Raw genomic sequence first — 20633 nt, forward strand, 5'->3', positions numbered from 1 at the left:
GGGCCAGGAGGGGAGTTGCGATGCGATCATATCCTGTCGCCGCAACTCGCCCGCCCCCGGCTTCTTTTGCGGCCTTACTGGCGGGATGCTGCCCGGGGGCCGAATGCAGGCGCGAAGATGCCCAGCGCCACGATCAGCACTGCCACCGCGACTGCCATGAAAGCTATCAACGTCATGATCGTCTCCAGCGGCAGCATCATGCGCAGCGCGGCCGCCCCCGCGAAAGGCGCCAGCACGATGCCCGCGACGCGGCCCCAGCCCCCTGCCCAGCCGATCCCGCTTGAACGCATTTCAGGCGGATAGCTGAGCGTGGCGAGATTGTTGATGCCCGTCTGTCCGCCCACCTGCGTGAAGTTCCACACGATCAGCGCGCCAAGGAATATCCCGCTGCTGAACGGCACCTGCCCCAGCAGGAACAGGGCGACTGCCTCGACCAGGAAGAAGGCCGCGATCAGCCAGTAGGGATTCACCCGGTCCATCAGGAAGCCCATGATCAGCGTGCCGGTGGCTCCGCCGATGAACGAAATCATCGCGGACACGGCGAATTCCTGAATCGGAATGCCGCCCAGTTCCTGGAAGAAGGTGGCCATCCAGTTGGTCAGCAGCGCGATATTGCCGAGCGAGATGAAGCACGCGACCCACAGGATCATAGTCTGCAGGAAATAGGGCTTGTGCAGCAGGGCCAAGGGCCCGGCGCCGCTCTTCTCGCGAGGCGGCCTGTTGCCATATTGGAAAGTCGATCCAGCAGAAATCGGCGCACTCGCATCGAGGAGCTTGATCGTGGCCGGGATCTTCGGATCCTGCGGATTGCGGGCCAGGCGGAAAGCAAGCGATTCCGGGATCAGCATCAGCACTGGTACCGCCACGAAGCCGAGCACGCCGCCGACCCAGAAACCGATCTGCCAGCCATAGAGATCGAGCAGCCATGCCGCGATCACCCCACTGGCGGCATTGCCGGCGGAAAACAGCACCAGCGCCATGGCCATGAAGCCAGCACGCCAGCGCCGCGGCGTCATTTCCGAAAGCAGTGCCAGGCCGATGGGCAGCATCGCGGAAAAGAAGATGCCCGATACGCCGCGCAACACCGCCATCTGCGTGACCGTCTGGGCATAGGCGCCCATGATCGAGAGCACGCCGAAGCACAGGGCGCACAGGCCCAGCACCGGGCGCCGCCCCACCTTGTCGGCCAGCGGCGGCATCAGGAACGCGCCCACGGCCATGCCGACATAGGTCCAGAAGATCACCACATCCATGTCGGCCGGCTTGGCATCCAGCCCATGCGCGATGGCAGGCAGGATCTTGCCAAAGAAATACATGTCGAAACCGTCGATGAAGAGGACCAGCGAACAGACGACGAGCATCATCACTTCGCGGCCGCCGATCCGGCGCCCGTCAATAAAGGCCTCTACGTCGAAACGCTCCCCCTGCGCACCGAGAGTCTCGGCGGTGCTGCTGGCCATCAGGCTGATCTCCCAGATTTCGCGAATTTTTTTCGCGATTTGCTTTGGCGGGAGAGTGGCCGTGCCACAGATGCTCGTCAATCAGAGTTTGGTATCGGAGATGTGCCGCGCCGATGCGCCGCACTGTCAAGCGGCTTGCTGGACCTTGTTGCGCCCGGCATCCTTGGCTTCATACAATGCGGCATCGACGCGGGCGAGCAGGCTGTTTGCATCGTCGCCCTCGCGCCACAATGCATATCCGATGCTGGCCGTGACGCGCGGCAGCCCGCCTTCGGCGCTTTCCTGCTCGATTGCGTGACGCAGCCGTTCTGCCGCCGCCTGTGCCTCATCCAAGCCGGCGCCGGGCAACAGCCAGACGAATTCTTCCCCGCCCATGCGCCCGATCAGGTCGCTTGCCCGGGCCTGCGCGCGGGCAATATCGGCAATGCGCACCAGCACATCGTCACCGGTCTGGTGGCCGCTGGTATCGTTGACCCGCTTGAAATGGTCGATGTCGAACAGGATCAGCGCGGTCGGCCTGCCGTCCTGTTCGGACCGGCGGATGCACTTCTGCAATTGCGTGATTGTGCGGCGACGATTGGCAAGGCCGGTCAACGGATCGGTGTGAGCCAGATATTGCGCCTCCGCCGCCAGGCGCATGGCGCGCGTGCGTTCCTTGTCCAGCGCTTCCTGCCGCTGGTAATGTTCAGTCACGTCCATCACCACGCCGAACATGCAAGCCAGTTCTCCGTCATCGGTGAACTGGTTGGTGGCATACATCTTGAGGATGCGCTCGTCGCCATTGGGCGGGCAGATGCGGTATTCGAAGCTGTAGCGCGCGCGGTCGCGGGCGTGATGGGCAAGCTGCCCGAACAGTTCGGCCCCGCCATCGGGCAGCATGGACGTAAGGTCGCCCGGATCGCGCCCAAGAGTCGGGTCCAGCCCGTTGATGAGATACATCTGGCGCGACCAGTCCTGCTCGCCAGTGCGCGGATCGTAACGCCAGCGCCCGATCCGCGCGACTTCCTCCGCCATGTTGAGCATCAGGAGGTTCTCGCGCATGCGCGAATTGCGCGCCTTCAGCCGCAGGGCCAGCCGTTCATTGTCGAGCAGCAGTGCCGCCAGCGGCAGCGAAGTGGCCATCATCAACAGCATCACGAGTTGCAGGACGATCCCCGCCTCGAACGGCGTGAATTCCAGATAGGCCGCAGACGGCGTATGCCCACCGATAGAGCGAAGCGTTCCGGCCAGTCCGAACACGAAAGTGCCCAGCGAGGCGCCGATCTGGCCATAGCGGGTGACGATCAGGACAAGCGCAGAGACCACCACGGCAATCAGCGATACATGGCTGTAACCCAGCGCCAGCCACGAAAGGACGAACAGGGTGATCATCGAGATCACCAGCCACAACGGCAGGCGTTCGGCCGTGATCGACTTGTCGTCGCGCCGCCTGCTCAACAGGTCGTGCAGATAAAGCAGGATCGGCGCGCCGACCGTTGTGCCGAGCGTGGTGGTGAGAATCCACCAGACGAACTGTATCACTTCCTGATGTGGCCGGAACGGAAGGGAAATGATCCCGCTGGAAAGCGAACCGACGACCACGCCAAGAAACAGCAGCGTCATGTCGCGCAGCCGCAAGGCTTCCAGCTTGCGCCGTCCGATGATCTGGTGGGCTATCGCCACGATCACGATCGGCTCGACCAGATTGGCGACGATATAGCCGAGCGAATCGCCAAAACCCACGCCGACCACAAAATTGAAGATCAGATTGGCGACCGCCAGTATGGCGATCAGCGGCAGGCGTTGTCCGGGCTTGGAGACATAAAGCGCGGAAACGGCAATCGCGCTGGGCAGCCACAGCACCAACACCGCCCCACCCTGATCGCGCAGCGACACGGATGCAATCGCGCAGACCAGCCACGCAATCGCTGCCTTTGCCGCAAACAGCCAGTTTCTGGCGATCTTGCTGTCCAAAACCCGCCTCCTCAATCTGCAAGATATAGAGGCGATGAGTGAAGCTATGGTAAATCGCGCGGCTACGGTTTGCCGCGCCTCACATGAAACGGGCCCCGCACCGAAGCACGGAGCCCGCAATCATTCCCGAAGACCGGGCCGCCGCGTCAGGCGGCGTCGGCGTGGCGCTGCTGCGCTTCGAGATTGAGCATCTCGGCCAGCAGGAACGCCAGTTCCAGCGACTGCGCGGCATTGAGGCGCGGGTCGCAATGGGTGTGATAGCGATCGGCCAGACGTTCGTCGGTAATCGCAACGGCGCCGCCGGTGCATTCGGTCACGTCCTGACCGGTCATTTCGACATGGATACCACCCGCATGGGTTCCTTCGGCGCGGTGGACGGCGAAGAAGCCCTTCACTTCCGACAGGATGCGGTCGAACGGGCGGGTCTTGTAGCCGCTTTCCGCCTTCACGACATTGCCGTGCATCGGATCGCAGCTCCACACCACCGGATGGCCTTCGCGCTTCACCGCGCGCACCAGCTTGGGCAGACCGGCTTCCACCTTGTCGTGGCCGTAACGGCTGATCAGCGTCATGCGGCCGGCCTCGCGGCCGGGGTTGAGCGTGTCGAGCATGCGCAGCAGCGCGTCCGGCTCAAGGCTGGGGCCGCACTTCATGCCGATGGGGTTCTGCACCCCGCGCAGGAACTCGACATGGGCGGAACCGTCGAACCGGGTACGGTCGCCGATCCACAGCATGTGCGCGCTGGTATCGTACCAGTCGCCGGTGAGCGAATCCTGCCGGGTCAGCGCCTGCTCATAGGGAAGCAGCAGCGCCTCGTGGCTGGTGTAGAAGCTCGCGCTCTTCAGCTGCGGCGCATTTTCCGGATCGATCCCGCAGGCTTCCATGAAGTCCAGCGCCTCGCCGATACGGTCGGCAATGTCGCGGAACTTGTCGGCCCAGGGGCTGCGGCCCATGAAATCCAGCGTCCATTTGTGAACCTGGCGCAGGTTCGCATAGCCGCCGCCCGCAAAGGCGCGCAGCAGGTTCAGCGTCGCAGCCGACTGGCTGTAGGCGCGGATCATCCGCTCCGGATCGTTGCGGCGCTGGGCATCCTCGAAGTCGATGCCATTGATGATGTCGCCGAAATAGCTCGGCAGTTCCTTGCCGCCGATCGTCTCGGTCGCGGCACTGCGCGGCTTGGCGAACTGGCCGGCCATGCGGCCCACCTTCACCACCGGCTGCTTGCTGGCAAAAGTCAGCACAGCAGCCATCTGCAGCAGCACGCGGAACGTGTCGCGAATGTTGTTCGGATGGAACTCGGCAAAGCTTTCGGCGCAGTCACCGCCCTGCAGCAGGAAACCGCGGCCATGGACCACTTCGGCCAGTTCGGCCTTGAGAGCGCGCGCCTCGCCCGCAAAGACGAGCGGCGGATAAGCCGACAGCGTATCCACTGCCACATCCAGCGCTTTTTCGTCTTCATAGACCGGAAGGTGCTTCGCTTCGAAGTTCTTCCAGCCCTCGGGGGTCCAGCTCTTAGCCACTTTTCATCTCTGCCTGTTATGGGAAGGCGGCGCAAATAGGCGCTCGCGCGCCAGATTGCAAAGGTTACACTCTCAACTACTCTGATCGATTATTTCGATCTCACGGCGCAGCGGGATTTGCGGCGGCCGAAGTGCCCGCCCCCGCGCCCTTTCGCGGGGCCGAACGGGCCAGCTGCTGCCCCTGCGGGATCACCGCAACGCGCATGCCCTGGCCGGTGGGAAGAAAATGCGCAGCCAGTTCCTTCATCCGTTCCGGCGTGGTCACAGTGAAATCGTCAAACAGCGATCCGACCGTGGCGATCCGTTCCGGCTGGATCGAGGCGCCCTCAACCAGATTCATCCAGATGCCATGCGCGGAAAGCGCGCGCGTCAGCTGCTGCAGGATCGGTTCCGTCACGCGCACGATCTCATCCTGATCCGGCCCGTTCTTCGCAAGGTCGGCTGCGATCTGGTCTGCCACGGCGAAGAATTCCGGCACCATTTCCGGCTTGAGCTGCGCCAGCGCGATGAAGCGTCCGCCACTTTCGATATCGGTCGGCCAGCTGGCCATGACAAAGGGTGTGTAGCTTGCCCCCGCCTTCTCGCGCATCGCATCGAGCAGGCGGTTATTGTAGATGTCGCCCAGCACCGTCAGTTCGCGCGAAACCGGCACGCCCTTCACCCCGCCACCCAGCGGCCAGGCGACCACGGCGGCGGCCTGATCGGCCTCGCCGTTGTGATGCAGCACCACCGGTTCGGCCGGCACGGGCGAGAAGGACACGCCGCGCGCCAGTGCCTCGGGCGGAATTGGGGCGCGCGACGGCAGGGCACCGAATGTGCGGGCCAGTTCCGCCTCGGTCGCGGCCGGATCGATGTCACCGAACACCATCACCTCAACCGGCCCCTGCCGCAGCAGCGGCTCCCAAACCCGGCGGAAGCCATCCGCTGTCGCCAGATTGAGCTGAGCTGGAGTCGGCGTGGCAAAGCGGGCATCGCGATTATCGAGAATCCAGTCCAGATCGCGGTTCATCACGCTCATCGGATCGGCATTGAGGCTGTCATAGCCGAGCTGGCCGATCGCTTTTGCCCGGTCGAAGGCAGGCGTATCCCAGCGCGGAAGGGCGAGTTTGGCCGCGAACAGCCACAGTTGATCCGCCAGATCTTCCTGCCTCGTCTGCGCCTCGAACTGGAAGGCCCCATTGTCGATGGAGAAATCGAAGCCCAGCTTGCGGCCCGAGGCAATGGCGTCGAGCTGCGAAGCGCCAAGCGGCCCCATGCCCGAAGCCACGAGGGCGGACTGCCCAAGGCTGATATAGGGTGCATCTTCGGCGGCAAAGGCGCGGTAACCGCTGCCGAAGCGAACGCGCACCGTGATCCGGCCAGGCTCGTTATCGGTCCGCCAGATCAGCGCGTGGACGCCATTGGCGTAATCGAGCTGTTCGATCTCGCGCACGCCGATCTGGTGGCGCGCGACAGGCTGAGCAAGCGCGCCGATGACGGGCATATCCGCAAAGCTGAGCGCGCCGGCTGAAACGCGCGCGCCATTATCGGCCGCCACCGGCTCCAGCAGGGCGTCGCGCAATTGCGCTTCGGTCGCGTCACCGGCCTTGGGCGTCAACATGATCGCGCGGGTCACTGTGCCCTGGAACAGCTTCCTGGTATGCTCGAACACTGCTTCGGGAGTGAAACGGTCCCTCATGGCGCGCAGGACGGTCAGGAAGGTCTCGGGCGATGCAACCGATTCCCTGATGTCGACCGCGCTGACCAGATCGTCCGCCAATTGCGAGCCGGGCTGATTGACGCGCTGATCGAACATATCGGCAAAACTGACGTCGATCTCGGAAAGCTCGCGGGCGATCTCTTCTTCGCTCGGCGGCGTTTCCAGCGCATCGGCAATCACCGCGCGCACATCGTTCAGCGCGCCTTTCCAGTCATCGCCGATGGGCGTCACATTGATGAAGGTCACATTGGCGGACCGGCTCATTTCCCGCCGTTCCACGCTGGCAAGCACGAAGCTGCCGCCGGCGCGGGACCGCTCCATAAGCCGGCGATTGACAATCTGTTCGGCCACCCGGTCGATCATCAGCCCGCGGTTATATTCCAGATTGTCGATCGGCTTGCCCCAGGGGCGCAGCAAAGCAACGATAATGCCGCGCGGCAGATCAGGCTCCACCAGCACCTTCGTCTCGCCGAGCGGGCTGTCCAGCCCGGCCACTTCCGGCGCCCCTGCGGGGGCGACCGGCTTGCCGAAATCGGGCGCCTTTGCCGGCGCGCCCTTGCCCTTCCAATCCGAATAATATTGCTCGATCAACTCGGCGAAGCGGTTGGGATCACCATCGCCGACAATCACGATGGTGGTGTTTTCCGGGCGATACCAGCGATCGTGAAACCCCCGGAGCGAGGCACTGGTGGCCGCCTGCAAGGTAGCCTCCGTACCCGACGGCGCCCGGTTGGCGAGCAACTGCCCCTTGTAGAACAGCGCGCTCGACGCGTCGGAGAAGCGCTTGCCCGGCCCGCCATTCTCGCGGTTTTCCGCCAGCACGATCGGCAGCTCGGCAGCGATGTTCGCATCGCTCAGCAGCGGTTCGCGGATCATGCCGGACAGCAGCTTCATGCTCTCATCCAGCTTGGCGTCCGTCGCATCGGGCAGGTCCAGCTGATAAGCCGTTTGTGTGGGCGACGTGATAGCGTTGGTGTCCGAGCCCAGCCTCGCCCCCAGCCTCTGCCAGGTGGGAATGGCCTGCCCGTTGGCCAGATATTTGGATTCGCGGAACGTCAAATGCTCGATCAGATGGGCAAAGCCACGCTCTCCATCCTGTTCGTTGAGCGAACCGGCATCGATGCGAACCCGGATCGAGACCTGCTGGCCCGGTACGAGATTGCGACGCACTGCGTAGCGCAGGCCATTGGGCAGTTCGCCGAACAGCCAATCCTTGTCATGCGGAATGTCGCCGCCGCGATAGATCCACGGATCATCGGGGTTGAGCGAGGCCGGAGGCAGCGGCGCGGTGGCCGATGGCACAAATACAGATGAAGCATCATCCCGCGCCTGGACGGCGGGCGTGGCCGCAACAAGCAAGGCAAGAAACGGTGCGAGCAGCCGAACGGCGCGCGAATGGATCTTCATGGGCGCACTAATAGGGGCCGAGGGCATGAAGGGATAGTGAATGACGCGAAACAAGCTCTACCTTGTCGGACAGCCGCCCCGCGCCTAAATCCCTGACCATGTATATCGAGACAGAAACCACGCCCAACCCCGCGACGCTCAAATTCCTGCCCGGACAGGCCGTGATGGCCAGCGGCACACGGGAATTCACTTCGCCGGAAGCTGCGGAAGCATCCCCGCTGGCCGATGCGCTGTTCGGCACGGGCGAAGTCGTCAACGTCCTGTTCGGGCGGGACTTCGTTTCCGTAACTGCCGCACCCGGCGCAGACTGGTCCGCGCTCAAGCCGCAGGTGGTGGCGATCCTGCTCGATCATTTCATCAGCCAGGCTCCCCTGTTCCATGCAGGCACCGCGGCCGACATCGCCGTACCGCCGGAAGAAGAGGACATGGGCGACGATCCGGCCGATGCCGACATCGTGGCGCAGATTCGCGAGTTGATCGAAACCCGCGTTCGCCCTGCCGTTGCCGGCGACGGGGGCGACATCCAGTATCGCGGATTTCGCGAAGGCGTGGTCTATCTGACCATGCAGGGCGCCTGTTCTGGCTGCCCCTCTTCCACGGCCACGCTCAAGCACGGGATCGAAGGCCTGCTGAAGCACTACGTGCCCGAAGTCACCGAAGTGCGCGCCGCCTGACATGGCCGAGCCTCTTTCGAACGCCGCGCTCGACCAGCTGTTCCGCACTGCGCGGACCTATAATGGCTATCTCGACAAGCCAGTCAGCACCGAGCAGCTTCATGAGATCTGGGATCTGGTGAAGATGGGGCCGACTTCGGCCAACCAGCTTCCTGCGCGCATGATCTGGCTCACCACGCCCGAAGCAAAGGAAAGGCTGGCGAAGCATGCAGGCGGCACCAATGGTGACAAGATTCGCAAGGCGCCGGTCAGCGTGATCATCGCCATGGACGTGGATTTCCACGAGCAATTGCCTTGGCTCTTCCCCCATGCCGACGCGAAAAGCTGGTTCGAAGGAAACGAAACGGCCCGCGAACTTTCCGCCCTGCGCAATTCGACTCTGCAGGGCGCCTATTTCATCCTCGCCGCGCGCGCTTTGGGGCTGGATACCGGCCCCATGTCGGGCTTCGACAATGCGGCGGTAGATGCGGAATTCTTCGCCGATCAGCCGCGCTGGAAGTCCAATTTCATCTCGACACTGGGCTATGGCGATCCCTCCACGATCTTCCCCCGCAGCCCGCGGCCTGATTTCGAGGTCTTCAATCGCGTGCTGTGACGCGCTAGCGCTAAGCGCAATGAAGACACTTGCCATAGATTGCGCCACAGAAGGCTGCTCCGTCGCCTTGTTCGAAGGCGATCAACCGGCCGTGGGCGAATTCCGCTTACTGGGGCGCGGCCATGCCGAACACCTCGTGCCGATGATTGCGCAATTGCCGGAACGCGGCCGCGCAGACCGGATCTGCGTATCGCTCGGCCCGGGCAGCTTCACCGGCGTGCGCATCGGCCTTGCTGCCGCGCGTGCGCTGGGGCTGGCGTGGAAAGCCGAAATGCTCGGCTATCCAACTCTGGCGCTGGTTGCCTCCATGGCGCGCGGCGACATGGGCGCACAGCCCGTCACCGTGTGCATGACCGGCGGCCATGGCGAATGGTTCGTCCAGGACTTTTCCGCCGACGGCATGCCCGAAGGCCCGCTGGAATCGCTGCGCCCTGAAGCGGCTGCTGCACGCCAATGCCATGCACTGACGGCCGGGACGCAGGCCGAATCGCTGGTCGCCGCCAAAGGCAGCGGCACGGCCCTGCCCTTGTGGCCGGATGCGCGCCGCCTGTCGCAGTTGCCGGCCGCGCTGCTGACACCGGCTCTTGCCCCGCTTTACGGCCGCGCGCCCGACGCGCGCCTGCCGGGTGCCCCCGCATGACGGCACCGCGCGATCCCGTCGATCACATCATGGAAGTGATGGAGGGCGCGTTCGATCCAGCCTTTGGCGAGGCCTGGAATCGCAGGCAGGTCAGCGATGCGCTGGTATTGGCGAATTGCCGCTGCCATCTGCTCGACGTGAAGCTGCAAGTACCTGACGCAAATGGGAAAGCTGCCGGATTTACTTTATCCAGACAAATTCTGGATGAAGAGGAATTGCTGCTTATCGCCGTACTTCCCGCCCATCGGCGCAATGGCATTGCCGGTGCCCTGATGGATCGCCTGATTGCCGATGCGCGCGCCCGCGGAGTGACACGGATGTTCCTTGAAATGCGGGACGGCAATCCTGCCGAAGCGCTCTATCGCCAGCATGGATTTGAACCGGTGGGCAGGCGACCGAATTATTACAATCGAGGTTCGATTGCCGGGATCGATGCCATTACCTTTGCGTTAGGGCTTTAAATCATAAAGGCTTAACTTGATCCCCAGCGACAGTTCTTCTCCATTTCCGCACTGCACTTGAATTTCGATTTTGTTTCATGCAAGGCGCGCAATCCGGCCCATACCGGAAAAACACGTAAGCGAGCCCCCCTCTCGCTGGAATTGAGGAAATTATGGACACCATCGAAAATGACATGACCGAGACGTTGATCACGCTCACCTCGGATATCGTCGCTGCTCATGTCAGCAATAACAGCGTCGCGGTTGAAGAACTTCCCGGCCTGATCCAGAACATTTACGGCGCCCTTGCCGGTCTGGGCCAAAAGGTCGAACCCGAAGTCGCTCCGCTGGAACCCGCTGTTTCCGTGCGCGCTTCCGTGAAGCCCGACTACATCATCTGCCTGGAAGACGGGAAGAAGATGAAGATGCTCAAGCGCCACCTGATGACGGCCTACAACATGACCCCGGAAGAATATCGCGCGCGCTGGAATCTGCCCGCCGATTACCCGATGGTTGCCCCCAATTATGCGGAAAAGCGCCGCGAGCTGGCCAAGAAGATCGGCCTTGGCCGCAAGCCCGGCCAGAAGCGCGGCCGTCGCAAGAAGGAAGCCTGAGACTTACAAAGTCTCACTGCAGGTTGAAAAAACGCCCCATGGGTCTAAAACCCATGGGGCGTTTTGATTGACGGGGCTAGCGTTGAATCAACCCATTGATATTGAGCAGCTCTGCAACGAGCGGGGACTGCGGATTACAGAGCAGCGGCGCATCATTGCCCGCGTGCTTTCCGAAAGCACGGATCATCCCGATGTCGAGCTGCTGCACGAGCGCGCCTCCGCGATCGATCCCAAGATCTCGATCGCGACAGTTTACCGGACAGTGCGCCTGTTCGAAGAGGCCGGCATTCTTGACCGACACGATTTCGGCGATGGGCGCGCACGCTATGAAGCGGCGCCGGAAGCCCATCACGATCACCTGATCGATGTCGAATCCGGCAAGGTCGTGGAGTTCGTCGATCCCGAGCTGGAAGCCTTGCAGCGGGTGATCGCCGAAAGGCTGGGCTATCGCCTGGTCGATCACCGCATGGAGCTTTACGGCGTCCGGCTCGATCGAGAGGACTGACGGGGCGTTGCGATGAGCGGCGCACTCGCCCTCGATCCACCCCGCATCACCCCGCTCGGCTGGCTGCTGATCGCCGTCAAGCTCGTGCTGATGGTGGCACTGCTCGCGCTGTGCCTTCCTCTGCACGGATTATGGAAGCTGCTGCGGCTGGACCGGTTCTGGCCGCGCGTTTTCCTGACCGGAATCGGGGCGATCTGCGGCTTGCAGATCGAACGGCGCGGCCGTCCCGTGCCGGGTGCCCTGCTGATTTCGAATCATGTCAGCTGGCTGGACATCCCCGGTCTCGCCCAGACGGCAGGCAGTGCCTTCGTGGCGCATGACGGGCTGTCGGCCTTCCCGCTTCTTCGTTTCCTTTGCCGCCTGAACGAAACGGTCTTCGTTGCCCGCCATGACCGGACGAGCGTCGCCCGGCAGGTGGAGGATGTGCGTCATGCCATCGACCATGGCGGCACGCTCACCCTGTTCGCCGAAGGCACCACCAGCGACGGGACCGGCCTGCTTGCGTTCAAGAGCGCCTTGTTTTCCGCTGTCAGCCCGCTTCCGGATGGCGTCGCAATCCAGCCGGTGTTGCTGGCATATAGTGAAGTGCCGGGAATTGCCTGGGTTGGCGAGGAACACGGGCTGGACAATTTCAAGCGCATCCTCGCCCGTCTGCGGCCGCTGCACCTGACTGTCCATTTCCTGCCCCCGCTCACAGGTGAGCAGCTTGCCAGCCGCAAGACCATGGCCATCGCCGCGCAGGAAGCAGTGCGGAACGCGCTGGGGCGCTAGATCGCCGCCCCCTTCACTCCGGCCCGCATTTCCCCTAAACGCCCCCACCATGCGACAGAGCCCGCCCCCCAAGACCTACAGGGTCAAGAGCTTCGGCTGCCAGATGAACGTCTATGACGGCGAGCGTATGGCCGAATTGCTAGCAGAACGCGGCCTTTCCGCCGCGCCAGAGGGCGAGGATGCCGATCTGGTGGTGCTGAACACCTGCCACATCCGGGAAAAGGCGGCTGAGAAGGTCTATTCGGATATCGGCCGGTTGCGCCGCGAGGACGGCTCCAGCCCCCTGATCGCCGTGGCTGGCTGCGTCGCACAGGCCGAGGGTGAGGAGATCATGTCCCGCGCTCCGGCGGTCTCCATGGTAGTCGGCCCGCAGGCCTATCACCGCCTGCCGGAAATGCTGGAAAAGGCCACTCTGGGCGAACGGGCGACCGATACGGACATGCCGGCCGACGCCAAATTCGCGGCCCTGCCTGCCCGCCGCCGGGCTGGGCCGACGGCATTTCTGACCGTGCAGGAAGGCTGTGACAAATTCTGCACCTATTGCGTTGTCCCTTACACACGTGGTGCAGAAATTTCACGCCCTTACAAGGATTTGATTGCCGAAGCGCAGAGGCTGGTCGAAGCCGGTGCACGCGAGATCACATTGCTGGGCCAGAACGTCAATGCCTGGACAGGCGAGGATGACAAGGGCCGCCCCGTAGGGCTGGACGGCCTCATCAAAGAACTCGCCAAGCTACCGGAATTGCAGCGAATTCGCTACACCACCAGCCACCCGAACGACATGACGGAAGGCCTTATCGCCGCCCATGGCGAAGTGGCCAAACTGATGCCCTATCTGCACCTACCGGTACAGAGCGGTTCCGACCGGGTGCTGAAGGCGATGAACCGCAGCCACACGGCGGAGAGCTATCTGCGCGTGCTGGAACGCGTCCGAGCGGCGCGCCCGGACATTGCCCTGTCGGGCGACTTCATCGTCGGCTTCCCCGGCGAGACGGAGGCCGAGTTCGAAGAGACCCTCGGGCTGGTCGATGCTGTCGGCTATGCAGCCGCCTTCAGCTTCAAATATTCGCCCCGCCCCGGCACGCCTGCGGCAACCATGGACAATCAGATCGCGGTTTCGGTGATGGACGAGCGCCTGCAACGCCTCCAGGCCGCGCTCAATCGCGATCAACTGGCCTTCAACAAGGCGTCCATCGGCAAGACCTGCGAAGTGCTGGTGGAGCGCAAGGGCAAATATCCCGGCCAGTGGCTGGGCAAGTCACCCTGGCTGCAATCCGTCCATTTCGAAGGCGATGCCGCCATTGGCGACATCGTTACCGTCGAACTGGCGGAAGCCGGGCCGAACTCCATCTCGGGCCGCCTGCTGCAACCCGCCACGGCCTGACCCGCCCCCCTTCGCCCGGTTCACTGGGCGAGATAGGCCCCGTCCACCGGATAATAGGCGCCCGTCACGAAGCTGGCCGCATCGCTGAGCAGGAAATTGGTCAGCGCAGCCACTTCTTCCGGCTGGCCCAGCCGCCCGATGGGATGCATGCCGACCAGCGCCGCCCGCGCCTCGTCCGTCATGGCATTTTCGATCAGCGGAGTTTCGATGAAGGCCGGGCCAACGGCATTCACACGAATGCCTTGCGCCGAATATTCGAGCGCCGCCGACTTGGTCATCCCGCACACGCCATGCTTGGCCGTGACATAGGCCGCCGCACCGCGCCAGCCGACCGAACCGAGGATGGAAGCCATGTTGACAATGGAGCCGCCGCCCGTCTCCAGCATGGCCGGAATCTGATAACGCATGCCGTAGAACACGCCGTGCAGGTTCACGTCGATAACCCGGTGCCAGTCATCCAGATCGATTTCACCCACCGGCTTGTCCGCACCCGCGATCCCGGCGTTGTTCACTGCCAGATCGAGGCGCCCGAACTGCGCGACGGCAAAATCGACCATGGCCTTAACCTGCGCGGCGTCAGCGGTATCCACCCTGAAGGCCAGCGCCCCGTTGCCGGCCTTTGCCGCCAGTTCCTCCGCGCCTGCCAGATTGTAATCCGCAACGACCACTTTCGCCCCGCGCGCCGCCAGATCGCGCACGATCGCTGCGCCGATCCCGGATGCCCCGCCCGTGACAATGGCCACCTTGCCGGAAAAATCCTGTGTCATGCGTGCTCTCCAATATTTGGCTGAAAGATAGGCGGATATATGGACGAGCAGTTCTTTCCTTGTCCTGACTCAATCCGGCAGAACGTTTTCAGCCCGACGCACAAAAGCAACATCCGCGTGGTTTTCCACCGGGACAAACGCCCCGCCCGCTTGCCCTCGCCCACTCCTGTATTATCTTCCCCGTTACAGACCGAAAGGAGCGCATGGCCCGCAAAGCAGATCGTGCCGGTTACGCGGCACTCGCCCATCCCGAAGACCGCCGTGACCCGTCACGCCGCGCAAGGGTGGAAGTGGAATTTGACGAACAGACAGTGCTTGGCGCGCTGTTCGGAGAGTTCGATGCCAATCTGGTGCAGATAGAGAACCGGTTGGGCGTCTATATCGCGGCGCGCGGCAACAAGGTTCAGATCGAAGGCCCCGACGATGCCGTTGCCCGTGCGCGCGATGTGCTGAAGGGCATGCATCAGCGCCTGCTGACCGGCCAGCAACTGGATTCCGGCGCCATCGAATCGCTGATCGCCATGTCGAGCGAACCGACGCTGGAGGGCATCATTTCCGGCGATGCGGAACGCCCGCCGATCATGATCCGCACCCGCAAGAAAACCATCGTGCCGCGCTCTGCCGCGCAGATCGACTATATGCGGGCACTGGCCCGCGAAGACGTGATCTTCGCCCTTGGCCCCGCCGGTACGGGCAAGACCTATCTGGCTGTGGCTCAGGCGGTCAGCCAGCTCATCACCGGCAGCGTACAGCGCCTGATCCTGTCCCGCCCGGCCGTGGAAGCGGGCGAGCGCCTGGGCTTCCTGCCCGGCGACATGAAGGAGAAGGTCGATCCCTATCTGCGCCCGCTTTACGATGCGCTGTACGATTGCATGCCGCCCGAACAGGTGGAACGGCGCCTTGCCAGCGGTGAAATCGAAATCGCGCCCATCGCCTTCATGCGCGGGCGCACCTTGGCTGACGCCTTCGTGATTCTGGACGAAGCGCAGAACACCACGCGCGAACAGATGAAGATGTTCCTCACCCGCTTCGGCCAGAACAGCCGGATGGTGATCTGCGGCGACCCCAAGCAGGTAGACATTCCCGGCGGCCCGAACATGAGCGGCCTGAACGATGCCGTCGGCAGGCTGGAAGGCGTGGAAGGCATCGCTGTCTCCCGATTCTCGACCGGGGACGTGGTCCGCCATCCCATCGTGGGCCGGATTGTCGAGGCCTATGAGGGGCAGGAGGGGTAATGTCGTCGCCCCCGCGAAAGCGGGGGTCCCGCTGCCTTTCGGCCATCAGGCAATTCCCGATATCACCTGCCCTTACAAATCGCGGGATTTCCGCTTTTGCGGGAATGACGAAAGATGGGTAAGGGCGGCTGGATCTACATGACAAGCGACCGCTATCGCGGCGGCATCTACACAGGCGTAACGGGCGATCTGGCGGCCCGCATGGTCCAGCATCGCGCGGGCACAGGCTCGGAATTTGTGGCTAAATATGGCTTCACCCGGTTGGTCTATATGGAATTCCATGATCGGATCGAGGGCGCCATCGCTCGTGAGAAGGCGATCAAGAAATGGCGTCGCGCCTGGAAAATCGAGTTGATCGAAACGATGAATCCCGATTGGGATGATCTGTTCGACACACTTAACGCATGAATTATAGCGGGGTCCCCGCTTTCGCGAGGACGACGGAGAAATTTTGGAACTCGAAATCGACATTGAAGAGCCCTGGCCGGCCGGCCAGTGGGACAGCCTTGCAGAACAGGCAGCCGATTCCCTTGCGCAAGTCGCGCCGGAACTGGGCAATCCGCGCCTGTGCGTCAGCCTGATCTTCACTTCCGACGAGGAAATCCACTCGCTCAACCGCGAATGGCGCCAGCGCGACAAGCCCACGAACGTGCTGTCCTTCCCCATGCTGGAGCGGGACGATCTGCTTGCCCTCGCCCCGGAAGGCCCGCCCGAATTGCTGGGCGACATTGCCCTTGCGCACGAAACCTGTGCCCGCGAAGCGGCGGAAAAGGGCGTTCCGCTGGAACATCATGCGGCACATCTGATCGTGCACGGATTGCTGCATCTGGCCGGTCATGACCATGAAATATCCCCAGCCGATGCAGATGCAATGGAAGCGCTGGAAACAAAGGCGCTTGCGCTAATGGGAATTGCAGACCCATATGGCGACCGCGAGCAATGACAGGAGAAAGTAGCAAGGTCATGTCCGACACGGCCAGGACCGGCGACTCCAGCAATGGAGACGCGGACAGTAAAGGCGGCTTGTGGGGTTCCATCCGCCGCTTCTTCGATGGGGACAATGGGGAAACCTCGCTGCGCGCGCAGCTTGAGGAAGCCATTGCCGAGCACGAAGACGAGCATCCCAGGGGCGATGCGGGGAAGACCAATGGCGACCTGTCGTCGGTCGAACTGACGATGCTGCGCAACCTGCTCCACTTCAGCGAACACGATGCTGACGACGTGGCCATCCCGCGCGGCGAGATCGTGTCCATCTCAGCCGATTCGAGCTGGGCGGAGCTGGTGGCGACCTTTGCCGAGCATGGCCATTCGCGCATGCCCGTCTATCGCGAGACGCTGGACGATGTGATCGGCATGATTCACATCAAGGACGTTTTCACCATCATCGCCACCGATCAGCCGCCACCGGCCGACTGGTCTACCCTGATGCGCCAGCCGCTCTATGTGCCGCAGTCACGCAATGCGCTGGACGTGCTGGCAGACATGCGCGCGCGCCGCACCCACCTTGCGGTGGTGGTGGACGAATATTCAGGCGTCGACGGGATCATCACGATCGAGGATCTGGTCGAGGAAATCGTCGGCGAGATCGAGGACGAACACGATGACGCGCCCGAAGCGCTGATCGTTCCCATTGCCGAGGGCATGTGGGACGCCGATGCGCGCGCCGAACTGGACGATGTGGCCGAAACCGTAGGCGATCCCCGCATTGCCGAGGTTGAGGAAGCCGTCGACACGCTGGGCGGCCTTGCCTTCGTGCTTGCGGGACAGGTGCCGGAAGTGGGCGCGATTCTGGAACATCCGAGCGGGTGGCGGATCGAGGTGACTGCCGGGGACGAAACTCACGTAACAAGATTACGCCTGCACCCACCGCGGCGCAATTTTGAGGAAGATGACTAAGTCCGGCTCTTCAAATTGTATTTTTCGCAACTATTTTCCGGCTGGTTCTCGACAGACCGGGGTTTTTCTGACCAACTATAGCTCTTCATGGTAACACGCCGCCTTCCCCCCCTACGTGCGCTCGAAGCGTTCGTGCGCATCGTGCGCATGGGCTCTGCCCGCGCTGCCGCGAACGAACTCGGCCTGTCGCCATCCGCGCTTTCGCGCCGTGTGACGAGCCTTGAGGAGTTCGTCGGCAAGAAGCTGTTCACCCGCGCCCATCAGGCCATGAAGCTGACCGATGACGGCCGCGCCTTCTACGAAGCGATCAATCCGCATCTGGAAGCGCTGGCACAGGCAGTGGAAGCACAGTCGGAAAACCTGCAGCTGCTGCGCCTGCATCTGGGCGTTTCGCCGCTGTTCGGCAGCCAGCGCCTGTTCCCGCGCCTGCTCGAACTGCGCAAGCTGCATCCGCGCCTGCACATCGACATCGATACCGGCCCGAACCTGCTCGGCCGCGTGGGCGACACGCTGGACGCTGCCATCATCGTGACAGCCGATCCGGACGAAGCCTATTATTCGGTGCGGCTGGACCATAACCGGGTGCATGCGATCTGCAGCGAGGCGCTGGCCGCCGAAATCGGCCCCTCACCCGATCTGGAAACGCTCGCCAAGCAGACCTTCCTGATCCACAACGACCTGCCTGAGAGTTTCGAGGCATGGAAAGAAGCCCTGGGCTTCCAGGCCCTGCAGCCCGCCGCGATCGACCATTACGATTCCGGCCAGCTGATGCTGGAAGCGGCCGCGCAGGGCCTTGGCATCGCGATCATGCACGATGACCATTATCGGCGGGCGACTGGCAAGAAGCTGGCCAAGCTCTACGATGTGGAAGTGGAAAGCCCCTATTCCTACTGGTTCGTCTGCCGGCCCAAATCGCTCGATACGCGGCCGGTGAAGCTGTTCCATGACTGGATGATCGAATCCGGGCTTTAGGGCGCGGATAGCAAGCGGACCTCGAAAACCTCAGTCCCGAAAAGCAAAAGGCGACCCGGCGCGGCCCTGAAGACCGCCCCAGATCGCCCTGAATGCGTTTGACCTGTGCCCTTGCGGGCTATCAGGCGACCGTCGCCTTCACGATCTTGCCCGGGCTTGCCGGCGGCTCGCCCTTGGGCAGCGCGTCGATATGTTCCATGCCGCTGACGACCTGGCCCCAGACGGTGTACTGCTTGTCGAGGAAGCGGGCATCGTCGAAGCAGATGAAGAACTGGCTGTTCGCGCTATGCGGATACTGGGTGCGCGCCATGGAGCACACGCCGCGCACATGCGGTTCGTCGTTGAATTCGGCCTGCAGGTCCGGCTTGTCGGAACCGCCCATGCCGGTGCCCGTCGGGTCGCCGCCCTGAGCCATGAAGCCGGGGATCACGCGGTGGAACACCACGCCGTCATAGAAGCCTTCCTTGGCCAGTTCGGTAATGCGGGCCACGTGGCCGGGCGCAAGGTCGGGGCGCAGCTTGATCACGACATCGCCGCTCTCGAGCGAGAAGGTAAGAGTTTCATCGGCCATCGGGCTATCTCCTGAAGTTCGGCCGCCGATATAGGCGTTGCAATCAATAAGTCACCCCACCTTGCTTTTGCCTCCCACCGGAATAGGAGGGACCGATGAGCCCAGAGGAACTCGAAGAACTGGAACGCGCGCCCGCCGCCGATGCCGGAACCGGCGAAGAAAAGCGCGAACAGTTCGACAATGAGAACCGCCTGAAGGCCGATTTCGTCCGTGCCGTTTCCGACGCGCTGGAAGAAGGCGACGAGGCTCAGGTCTACGAACTGGTGGAGCCGCTCCACCCCGCCGACATCGCCGACCTGTTCGAACTGCTCGAACGGCCCGAGCGCGCGAAACTGGCCGCCGCCATCACCGACCTGATGAGCGGCGAGGTGATCGCCGAACTCAACGACTATGTGCGCGAAAGCATGGTCGAGGAACTGGCGCCCGGCGCCGTGGCCGAGATCGCCGAGCAGCTGGATACGGACGATGCCGTCCAGCTGATCGAGGATCTCGACGAGGAAGATCAGGCCGCTGTTCTGGCGGAAATGGACCCGGAAGACCGCGCCGCAATCGAAAGCGCGCTGTCCTATCCCGAGGAAACCGCCGGCCGCCTGATGCAGCGCGAGCTGATCGCGGTGCCCGAACACATGAATGTCGGCGACCTGATCGATTATCTGCGCGAGCGCGACGATCTGACGACCGAATTCTGGGAAGTGTTCATCGTCGATCACACCCACAAGCCGGTGGGCACCTGCCAGCTTTCGTGGATTTTGCGCACTCCGCGCCACATCGCCCTGACCGATGTGATGAAGCGCGACCAGACGCTGATCCCCGTTTCGATGGATCAGGAAGAGGTCGCGCTGCTGTTCCAGAAATACGCGCTGATCTCCGCCGCCGTGGTGGACGAAAGCGGGCGGCTGGTCGGCCAGCTGACGGTCGACGACATCGTCCACATCATTCAGGAAGAAGCGGGCGAGGACGTGCTACTGCTGTCGGGTGCCGGCGAAGGCGACATTAACGAGCCGATCCGCGAAGCCTATGCCGCGCGCGTGCGCTGGCTAATCGCCAATCTGCTCACCGCAACGCTCGCCAGCACGATCATTGCGACATTCGAAGGCACTATCGAAAAGATGGTGGCCCTCGCCACCCTGATGCCCATCGTTGCCGGGATCGGCGGCAATGCGGGTACTCAGACCCTGGCCGTGACCGTGCGCGCACTGGCCACCAACCAGCTTACCGCCTCCAATGCCTGGCGCTCGGTGCGGCGCGAGTTGGGCATTGCCCTGCTCAATGGCAGCACCGTGGCCGTGGTGATCGGCATAGTGGTGGGGCTGCTGTTCCACAATCCGGCACTAGGCCTGGTGATCGCGGCGGCAATGCTGACCAATATCGTGATCGCGGGGCTGGCCGGCGTATTCGTGCCGCTCACTCTGGAACGGCTGAAAGTGGACCCCGCCATTTCCAGTTCCATCTTCGTGACCATGACGACCGATTCGATGGGCTTCCTCGCCTTCCTCGGCCTGGCGACTCTCAGCGGGCTGACCGGCTGAC

Annotated in this window: 20 protein-coding genes; 14 read left to right on the forward strand and 6 right to left on the reverse strand. The window is 63.0% G+C overall.

All coding sequences use genetic code 11. From position 1 onward, the window contains the following. Positions 1-74 precede the first annotated feature (74 nt). The 4 genes from SZ64_RS08135 to SZ64_RS08150 all read right to left on the reverse strand — a co-directional run bounded on the left by SZ64_RS08135 (position 75) and on the right by SZ64_RS08150 (position 8039). Positions 75-1460, reverse strand: coding sequence for an MFS transporter (locus tag SZ64_RS08135; RefSeq protein WP_054530357.1), 1386 nt, complete (start codon positions 1458-1460; stop codon positions 75-77). A gap of 126 nt (positions 1461-1586) precedes the next feature. Next, positions 1587-3413, reverse strand: coding sequence for a sensor domain-containing diguanylate cyclase (locus SZ64_RS08140; protein WP_054530358.1), 1827 nt, complete (start codon positions 3411-3413; stop codon positions 1587-1589). Positions 3414-3559: 146 nt separating this feature from the next. Continuing rightward, on the reverse strand, positions 3560-4933 hold the full coding sequence (locus SZ64_RS08145; protein ID WP_054530359.1) for a 3-deoxy-7-phosphoheptulonate synthase class II: 1374 nt from the start codon (positions 4931-4933) through the stop codon (positions 3560-3562). A 100-nt stretch (positions 4934-5033) separates the two neighbouring features. Then, positions 5034-8039, reverse strand: a complete 3006-nt coding sequence (locus SZ64_RS08150; protein WP_054530360.1) for an insulinase family protein — start codon at positions 8037-8039, stop codon at positions 5034-5036. A gap of 98 nt (positions 8040-8137) precedes the next feature. Here SZ64_RS08150 and SZ64_RS08155 point away from each other — a divergent pair, with 98 nt between their 5' ends. From SZ64_RS08155 to miaB, 8 genes are all read left to right on the forward strand, one after another. Then, positions 8138-8713 carry a NifU family protein gene (locus SZ64_RS08155; RefSeq protein WP_054530361.1) on the forward strand — a complete coding sequence of 192 codons (576 nt, stop codon included), beginning with the start codon at positions 8138-8140 and terminating at the stop codon, positions 8711-8713. Position 8714: 1 nt separating this feature from the next. After that, on the forward strand, positions 8715-9308 hold the full coding sequence (locus tag SZ64_RS08160) for a malonic semialdehyde reductase (protein ID WP_054530362.1): 594 nt from the start codon (positions 8715-8717) through the stop codon (positions 9306-9308). Between the two features lie 19 nt (positions 9309-9327). Continuing rightward, positions 9328-9948: a tRNA (adenosine(37)-N6)-threonylcarbamoyltransferase complex dimerization subunit type 1 TsaB gene (gene tsaB, locus SZ64_RS08165; protein ID WP_054530363.1), complete on the forward strand. Its 621-nt coding sequence runs from the start codon at positions 9328-9330 to the stop codon at positions 9946-9948. A gap of 38 nt (positions 9949-9986) precedes the next feature. Beyond that, on the forward strand, positions 9987-10409 hold the full coding sequence (locus tag SZ64_RS08170; RefSeq protein ID WP_241773007.1) for a GNAT family N-acetyltransferase: 423 nt from the start codon (positions 9987-9989) through the stop codon (positions 10407-10409). Positions 10410-10561: 152 nt separating this feature from the next. Then, a complete protein-coding gene (locus tag SZ64_RS08175) occupies positions 10562-11002 on the forward strand; it encodes a MucR family transcriptional regulator (RefSeq protein WP_054530365.1) in 441 nt (146 codons plus the stop codon). 82 nt (positions 11003-11084) lie between these two features. Continuing rightward, complete coding sequence (locus tag SZ64_RS08180; protein ID WP_054530366.1) at positions 11085-11507, forward strand: Fur family transcriptional regulator; 423 nt, start codon at positions 11085-11087, stop codon at positions 11505-11507. Positions 11508-11519: 12 nt separating this feature from the next. Next, entirely contained in the window at positions 11520-12278 is a 759-nt protein-coding gene (locus SZ64_RS08185) for a lysophospholipid acyltransferase family protein (RefSeq protein WP_054530367.1), read from the forward strand. Between the two features lie 49 nt (positions 12279-12327). Beyond that, on the forward strand, positions 12328-13662 hold the full coding sequence (miaB, locus tag SZ64_RS08190; RefSeq protein ID WP_054530368.1) for a tRNA (N6-isopentenyl adenosine(37)-C2)-methylthiotransferase MiaB: 1335 nt from the start codon (positions 12328-12330) through the stop codon (positions 13660-13662). A 20-nt stretch (positions 13663-13682) separates the two neighbouring features. Here miaB and SZ64_RS08195 read toward each other — a convergent pair whose 3' ends face one another. Beyond that, the gene (locus SZ64_RS08195) at positions 13683-14429 is read right to left on the reverse strand and encodes an SDR family NAD(P)-dependent oxidoreductase (RefSeq protein WP_054530369.1); all 747 of its coding nucleotides are present in this window, start codon (positions 14427-14429) and stop codon (positions 13683-13685) included. A 203-nt stretch (positions 14430-14632) separates the two neighbouring features. Between SZ64_RS08195 and SZ64_RS08200 the strand changes: the two genes are divergently transcribed. From SZ64_RS08200 to SZ64_RS08220, 5 genes are all read left to right on the forward strand, one after another. Further along, positions 14633-15664, forward strand: coding sequence for a PhoH family protein (locus SZ64_RS08200; protein WP_054530370.1), 1032 nt, complete (start codon positions 14633-14635; stop codon positions 15662-15664). 138 nt (positions 15665-15802) lie between these two features. Next, a complete protein-coding gene (locus SZ64_RS08205; protein WP_241773008.1) occupies positions 15803-16072 on the forward strand; it encodes a GIY-YIG nuclease family protein in 270 nt (89 codons plus the stop codon). A 43-nt stretch (positions 16073-16115) separates the two neighbouring features. Next, positions 16116-16607 carry an rRNA maturation RNase YbeY gene (gene ybeY, locus SZ64_RS08210; RefSeq protein ID WP_054530372.1) on the forward strand — a complete coding sequence of 164 codons (492 nt, stop codon included), beginning with the start codon at positions 16116-16118 and terminating at the stop codon, positions 16605-16607. A 20-nt stretch (positions 16608-16627) separates the two neighbouring features. Next, positions 16628-17560 carry a hemolysin family protein gene (locus SZ64_RS08215; protein WP_054530373.1) on the forward strand — a complete coding sequence of 311 codons (933 nt, stop codon included), beginning with the start codon at positions 16628-16630 and terminating at the stop codon, positions 17558-17560. 87 nt (positions 17561-17647) lie between these two features. Further along, positions 17648-18532, forward strand: coding sequence for a LysR substrate-binding domain-containing protein (locus tag SZ64_RS08220; RefSeq protein ID WP_082384483.1), 885 nt, complete (start codon positions 17648-17650; stop codon positions 18530-18532). A gap of 121 nt (positions 18533-18653) precedes the next feature. Here SZ64_RS08220 and SZ64_RS08225 read toward each other — a convergent pair whose 3' ends face one another. Then, positions 18654-19103: a peptidylprolyl isomerase gene (locus SZ64_RS08225; protein WP_054530375.1), complete on the reverse strand. Its 450-nt coding sequence runs from the start codon at positions 19101-19103 to the stop codon at positions 18654-18656. A gap of 95 nt (positions 19104-19198) precedes the next feature. Between SZ64_RS08225 and mgtE the strand changes: the two genes are divergently transcribed. Beyond that, positions 19199-20632 (forward strand): magnesium transporter, encoded by a 1434-nt coding sequence (gene mgtE, locus SZ64_RS08230; protein ID WP_082384484.1) that lies wholly within the window; start codon positions 19199-19201, stop codon positions 20630-20632. The last annotated feature ends 1 nt before the right edge of the window (position 20633 follow it).

Origin of the sequence: Erythrobacter sp. SG61-1L (genome assembly GCF_001305965.1) — a bacterium.
Lineage (GTDB): Bacteria > Pseudomonadota > Alphaproteobacteria > Sphingomonadales > Sphingomonadaceae > Andeanibacterium.